Raw genomic sequence first — 6407 nt, forward strand, 5'->3', positions numbered from 1 at the left:
GAAGCGGTGCGGCTGATGTGCTTGAAGCGGTTTGAGTATTACAACAAGTATTTTACCGTAAGCATCAAACCCCCGCACCTAGCTCACCAATGTCTAATGACGTATAATAAACTCCAAGAAACACCATGAAGTAAATTAAATAATCCAAATTGATCGCTGGAATTCATTGGAGTCGATTAGACAAGGAGGTAACAGGTATGGACAAAACAACATCCATCACAACAATCAAAAAAGAAATGCAGCTTCAGGAATGGTCTGCACAGATCGAAGCGCAGCAGGCGAGTGGACTGACGGTCAGAGAATGGTGCGCAGAAAATGGGATCAAGCCAAACACGTATTACAACTGATATAATTATTTTGGGTGTATGAAGAAAAAAACTTGCAGAATTATAAGAGGTGACACGACTGTATGATAAGGGTATTGGAAACAAAAGAAGACATTCAGCTTATCTATATTGTTCAGGCTGAAACAAACGGGAAGATTACTTCCAATAATTCTGTTAGATACTCTGTGCAAGAGGTCGATGTCAACAATAAAACATATTACTTTGTTTACGATGAGCTTATGCGTCCAATCGAGGCGTCCTTTGGCTTTTTGAATGTGTTTCTTAGGGATAAATCTACCAATACAAAATTGATGTATATGAATGCTTTGAAGCTCTTATATAGTTTCGAGACAATTATTGGAGCAAAGCTTAAGGACTTCACGCCGAGTGATGTGGAAATGTTCAAAGATTTCATGCTCGGTATATGCCGCCCTGGGGAAACAATCGTATTTGAAAGGTTGACGGAACGATCACCGGAAACAGTGAACCAATATCTTGGAGTGTATCGCAAATATCTTGAATACTTACAAGATAAGAACGAGTATTTATCCGCAAGAAGATGCGTCTCAATTAGAACAAAAAATATCGCTACCGGCGAAGTAAACTATTCTCGTGGCTACAAAATTAAAGTTAGTACTGCACTTAAAGAAGAGGTTCCGAAATACATTTCGTTAACAGATTACAGTAACATTATTAGACTCATCAGACAGGACTATACCATAAGGGAAGAATGTATCGTTAGATTGATGTACGAAACTGGTCTTCGGATAGGAGAGGTGCTTGGATTAACAAATGAGGATATTGTCCCTGAACATATAGATGGGACATTCCATAACACTGTATATATAAGGAATCGTCTCACCGATAAACGTTATCAATTAGCGAAAACCGTTCTGGAACCGAGCAGTTCAGCTTCTTACAAGAGTAAAGCGTATAACACACAAAATGCCGGGTATCAGACAGTTTATATTACAGATGAGCTGTATGAATTACTTGGGCAGTATATTGATGAATCTCATGAGGCTGCACGGAAGCAATATCAGAGCCGATATGAAAAGTCTACTGTTGCAGACTCTGTGTGCGGGAACTTTGATAACTTTTATATTTTTATAAATAATTATGGAAGTCGTTTATCCAACGTTACGTGGAATGAAACTCTACGCAAGATTTACAGAAAAATAGGATTGGAAGTCGATGAAAAAATACGCGACAATAACCTGAGCCACCGTTTTCGTCACGGATTTGCCATGTTTCAGATTCAACACATGCATCGTGATTCAATAGAACTCGCAGCGCTTATGAGACATAAATCCATTGCCTCTGTGATGAAATATTACCGACCAACCATCTCTGACAAAATAAAACTAAAGGAATCGTTCGCCGAGGAATTATACGGCTTTATTCCAGAATTAAAGGAGGTTTGATCTGTGCCCATAGCTCGAAAAGCGGACATCTTAAGCACGGGAGTTATAAGTGATGATGCTCTTGTTACTCTCATCAGGGAATGCATCGAAAATGAAATCAGCACTATAACTTATAAGAATGAAAAACTGCGCATTGCCCGTGTAAGATTATTATCGGAGGCATATGGTCTCCTTTTAGCCGGAAAAACACTGAGTTTTTTTTCTTACGATCAAGTGGATGATAAACTGAAGAGTGTATCCAATAGAGAATTGAAGTACATATGCAGTTTGATTGTTTTCGCCTTGGAAAAGGGCATATTTTCTGATAGCAAATTAAAAAGGTTGCTGACGTTTAAGCATCGTTTTACAACACAAGGTCTCAGTTATGAGGATTTTGATTATTTGATGACCGCAGAGAACTACGATGTCTTTGTGAAACGAGCTGATTCAGGGAATGTGCGTTTTTATACTGAAGTTTTTTTCTTTCGCTGTAATGATTTAAAAATAATTGATCAAGAAGCAAAAAATCTGACGGCGGAATGGCTTGACAAGATCAAACTATTAGGCGGATCTATGGGGACAAGGTATCAGGAAATGCTGGAAATCCGAAGGGTTTCGGAAGAACTTTTCAAGGATAACGGAATTGACGGACTAAAGAGAGAGTCACTGGTTTGCACAAATCAAATAAAGCTTGTATTGCAGTATCTGCAGTACATCAATTTAAAGCACGTATTGTCGTCTGAAATGCAATATATGCTTCAGTTTAAAGATTATTTTGGGAGTAATGGGGCGCAAAAATTTCGGGATATGTGCTTGAGTGAAAGTGTTTTTCAGTATATGGCGATAGACAGAGGGCTAAAAAATAAAAGGGCTATTTTTAAAACAGATATTCCTTATGGAACAACTATGTACAGCGACTTGCGAGAATATATACAGAAATCACCGTATCGTAGCGCCATGTATACCGCTTTTATTGGCGAGTTCTATAGCTCAATGGGATCATTCGCTGTTGATGATACTACAAAGCTGTCTTTTTACACCTTTGCTGAAAGTAATAGTTATTTTTATAAAAAGTACAAAGGTAAAAACTGTGCTACGTATCTGTTCTCTTTATACAACTATTTTTATAACAAATACCAAATAAACTTTTTTAATGACGAAGGTTTGGATATTGCTGTTTTATCAAAGAGAGGCTTTCTTCAACTTGTAAACAGTGGCTTCACGATAATTAAATACAATCCAAACGATCCTGTACCTGAAGAAGACAAATGGTTGCTCTGCTACAAGAGAGAGTATGAGTCTTCAACAAATCATCCAACATCGAATACAATAACTATGGATTTTTCGGATGTAAACAACGAAGCCCTTAAGGGATGGTTGAAAACGTATGTGTGGCTGAAGCGAAAATCCATTATCACAAAACGCAATGTAGCAACAAGTATCAAAGAAGCTTTGAACTATATCCATTCAATAAGAACAAAGGAAATCTTGAATCTGTACTGTAGAGATATTGCACCATTGGATAGTCCAATTACATTAAGTGAAGCAATGGCTGTTCGTCAGCTCTTTAAATCACAGACCAATACGAGCCTCGTTACGCAGAATACTAAGATTTACAATTTGCGTGCGTTCATACAATTTCTGGATGAAAATGAAGTATGTCAGATTGACAGTGGTGTATATTATCATCTCTACAATCAAAATGAACTAAACAATACTGCCACGTCAATCCCGGATGATGACCTTCGCGCCATGACCAGGGTTATGATAAACAATGCGCAGGAATCAATAAAAAACGAATTGTACTCGGTGATATTTAAAATTGCCCTGGATACGGAATTTAGGATATCGCAGATTGTTTCTCTTCAGAAAGACTGCGTTTACGAAACAGCTAAAAAAGGGGAGTTTATCATTTTTTCAAGAAGAAAGGATTCAACATCAGAAGATGAACAACAACCGATAACAATCGAGACAAAACGGCAAATTGATCGAGCAATAGCGATAACCGCTGCAATTAGGGTAAAGGCGCCAGAGTATTTGAAAAATACGTTGTTTATTGTTCCTCAAAACGGGATGGTGTCAGTACGGGCAATCACAAGAGAAAACTTCCGTAAATATTTGGCTCGATGCTGTGAACAAGCTGAGATTCCCACATATACTGCTGAAAATCTGAGAGACACCCATATGACTAAGGCAAGGGAATTCAAGATAAAACATCAGCTCTCAGAAATAGAAACATCCGCCCTTACGGGGCATAAAACTCCGGATGTTGACATGCGCCACTATGTTGATATGAACGTATATACCATGATGGAGGTGCTCCACGGTGTGATTATCGGTAACGTTGATATTAACGGTCATATTGAAAAAGTGCTGCCGGATGATATCGCAAGAAACGAAAATGAGGTTTCGGATGGATGTGGCTATTGCAAAAGCCCCGTATGTCATAACATGACCTATTTGGATTGTATAATGTGCAGAGATTTTGTAACAACGCCCTCCAGACTACCATTTTTTGAAGAGCAGATTAAACAAATGGATATCAAAATTCAGCAAGCAAATACCCCTCATGATAAAGAGGATTATGTTAACATCAAAAGACTGTTGGTCGCTTATATCAGCCGAATTAAGACTATTGAGAAGGAGATAAAGCAATGTGGTACAACGGAAGCGTAGCAATCGACAGTATCGGTGTAGACTTTCTTCCCGAACAGTATGACTTCGATCAAACAGATGTTGGGAGTTTTATCAAAAACATAAAGGAGCAAAACAAGCTTCCTTTTGATAAGCTTACAATCTTTTACAGTGATGATTTTTGGGACTTCGAAGGATTTGCGGAGACGAATATTCCCCTTGCAAGTTTTAGGTTTGATTTTGAAAAGGTAGACGAATGTTTTAAGGATGAATTGAAGAATTATGTTCTTATCTCCATTATTGAGGGCAGGAGAAAGCTTAACATCATAAATAGTCAGTTTAGACAAATTTCTGATTTTTTCAATTATTGTGCAAGGCGCGGGGCAGTCACAATTACAGGCATTCAGGAGAAAGATGCAGCAATCTGGATGTCAACAGGAAAGGATTGTAGTGAAAGATATAAAAAACAGAAGGGGCAGTCCGTCAGGAGCTTTTATGAGTATTACAATGCGAATTATCGGAATGTATTCACAAAAGATTATTTTGATGCGATTGCTCATGCGGTTGATCAAAGTTTGTTAAGCGCTGAAGTTCAGAATAACAAAACATCGAACATCTCGGATGATTATTTTGATCAGGCAGTATCGGCGGCAATACAAACTATTGATGACGAAAATGCTCCATCTTATTACAGAGCTCTTTCGTGCATGTTTCTAATGGAAAGTCAAATTGGCTTGCGAACAGGTGAACTGTTTTCATTAAAAGTGGATTGCATTCATCCAATAACGATTTCTACCGGTGATACCGCCTTCTTTATTGAGTACGTTACATGGAAAAGAAATCACGGAACGGGAGTTGTAAGCAAGGAAATTACATACGTAAATGACATTTTCAAAAAAGGGTATGATGCTATTCTGAAGATTTCCACACAGAGACGGACAGCATTAAAGTCAGACTATTTGTTTGTGGAAAGCAAGGGAAATATAAAAACTAAATATCCGATCACTCCAACTGAAGCGACAAGGCTTATGGTTGAACTGTTTGAGTATTACAACAAGTATTTTACCACTGTGTATAACGAACGGCAAAATATTAATGGCTTGTCATGTTCTTTATTAAAAAGGTCGCATACTACAAAACAACGCTATATAGTACACCCGACCTTCACACAGCTTCGGGTGCATATGTGTTCCGAATTGTATGCCAAAGGATGTCCCATAGAATACATTGAGAAATTTATGTCCCATCTGTCTTCGGAGATGTCATTCTATTATGTGCGCCCCAAAAACTCAATCCAGGAGAATATGGATGCTTCATTACGTGTATTAAAAGAGATGGTTACGAAGGATGCTATTCCGATAGGGGCTGACAAAGGGCTTGTAACAAGGATTGATGAGTTCATTTCCAAAAATAAGTTCTCTGTGGAAACGAATTTGGATACCATATGCGAGAAATTGGCGAAAGAAATACCAATCCGTGTTAAAACGGGCGGGGTATGTATAAAATCATCTCGATTTAGAGAATGCAGTAAGGACTCAAGAACAGATGAGTTTTACTGTGCTTATGAGGTTTGTCCGAATATTTACACGTTCTATTATATGGCGGATATTTCATACCGACAAGTTAAAGAACTTTCTGAGGCCATTGAGCTCAACCGCCGGAAAGGGTGTATCAAGCAGGTACAGAAAAATACTAACATGATGCATACGATCTTGAACAACAAGTTGATTCCACAAATCGAGGAATTAAAACGGATTATTAGCGAAAAAGGATTGGATTTCGTACTAATGAACCATCCACATATCGAAATGGTTGTCTATAAGCTTAACGATATAGAAAAGGAGATTGAGGAATGGAAGCATCTGAGCGCATAAATATAATTCTAAAAAAACTGGATATTGATGCTACTACCTTAAAGAAAAATCTTGTAAAATATCTCGTGCAGATCGAAGAAGTTTTGGAGCAAAAACGTATCCGAAGAAGGGAGTTATTAAAAGAACTGACTGAGAGCGATTACACAGTCAAAAACATCGCACAAGAAACT

Annotated in this window: 5 protein-coding genes; all 5 read left to right on the forward strand. The window is 38.0% G+C overall.

Annotated elements, in window-relative coordinates:
* The first annotated feature begins 197 nt into the window (after nucleotides 1–197).
* The gene (gene tnpA / locus CUS_RS19520; RefSeq protein WP_002849055.1) at nucleotides 198–347 is read left to right on the forward strand and encodes an IS66 family insertion sequence element accessory protein TnpA; all 150 of its coding nucleotides are present in this window, start codon (nucleotides 198–200) and stop codon (nucleotides 345–347) included.
* Between the two features lie 62 nt (nucleotides 348–409).
* Nucleotides 410–1750: a tyrosine-type recombinase/integrase gene (locus CUS_RS07470; RefSeq protein WP_002849059.1), complete on the forward strand. Its 1341-nt coding sequence runs from the start codon at nucleotides 410–412 to the stop codon at nucleotides 1748–1750.
* A 3-nt stretch (nucleotides 1751–1753) separates the two neighbouring features.
* Nucleotides 1754–4405 (forward strand): hypothetical protein, encoded by a 2652-nt coding sequence (locus tag CUS_RS07475; protein ID WP_002849053.1) that lies wholly within the window; start codon nucleotides 1754–1756, stop codon nucleotides 4403–4405.
* Nucleotides 4384–6237, forward strand: a complete 1854-nt coding sequence (locus CUS_RS07480; protein WP_002849051.1) for a tyrosine-type recombinase/integrase — start codon at nucleotides 4384–4386, stop codon at nucleotides 6235–6237. Before CUS_RS07475 ends, CUS_RS07480 begins: the two co-directional genes overlap by 22 nt.
* Nucleotides 6216–6407, forward strand: a 192-nt coding sequence (locus CUS_RS07485; RefSeq protein WP_002849057.1) for a hypothetical protein, incomplete at its 3' end; no start/stop codon positions are given. The genes CUS_RS07480 and CUS_RS07485, both read left to right, overlap by 22 nt.

The organism is Hominimerdicola alba 8, assembly GCF_000178155.2.
Classification (GTDB): domain Bacteria; phylum Bacillota; class Clostridia; order Oscillospirales; family Ruminococcaceae; genus Hominimerdicola; species Hominimerdicola alba_C.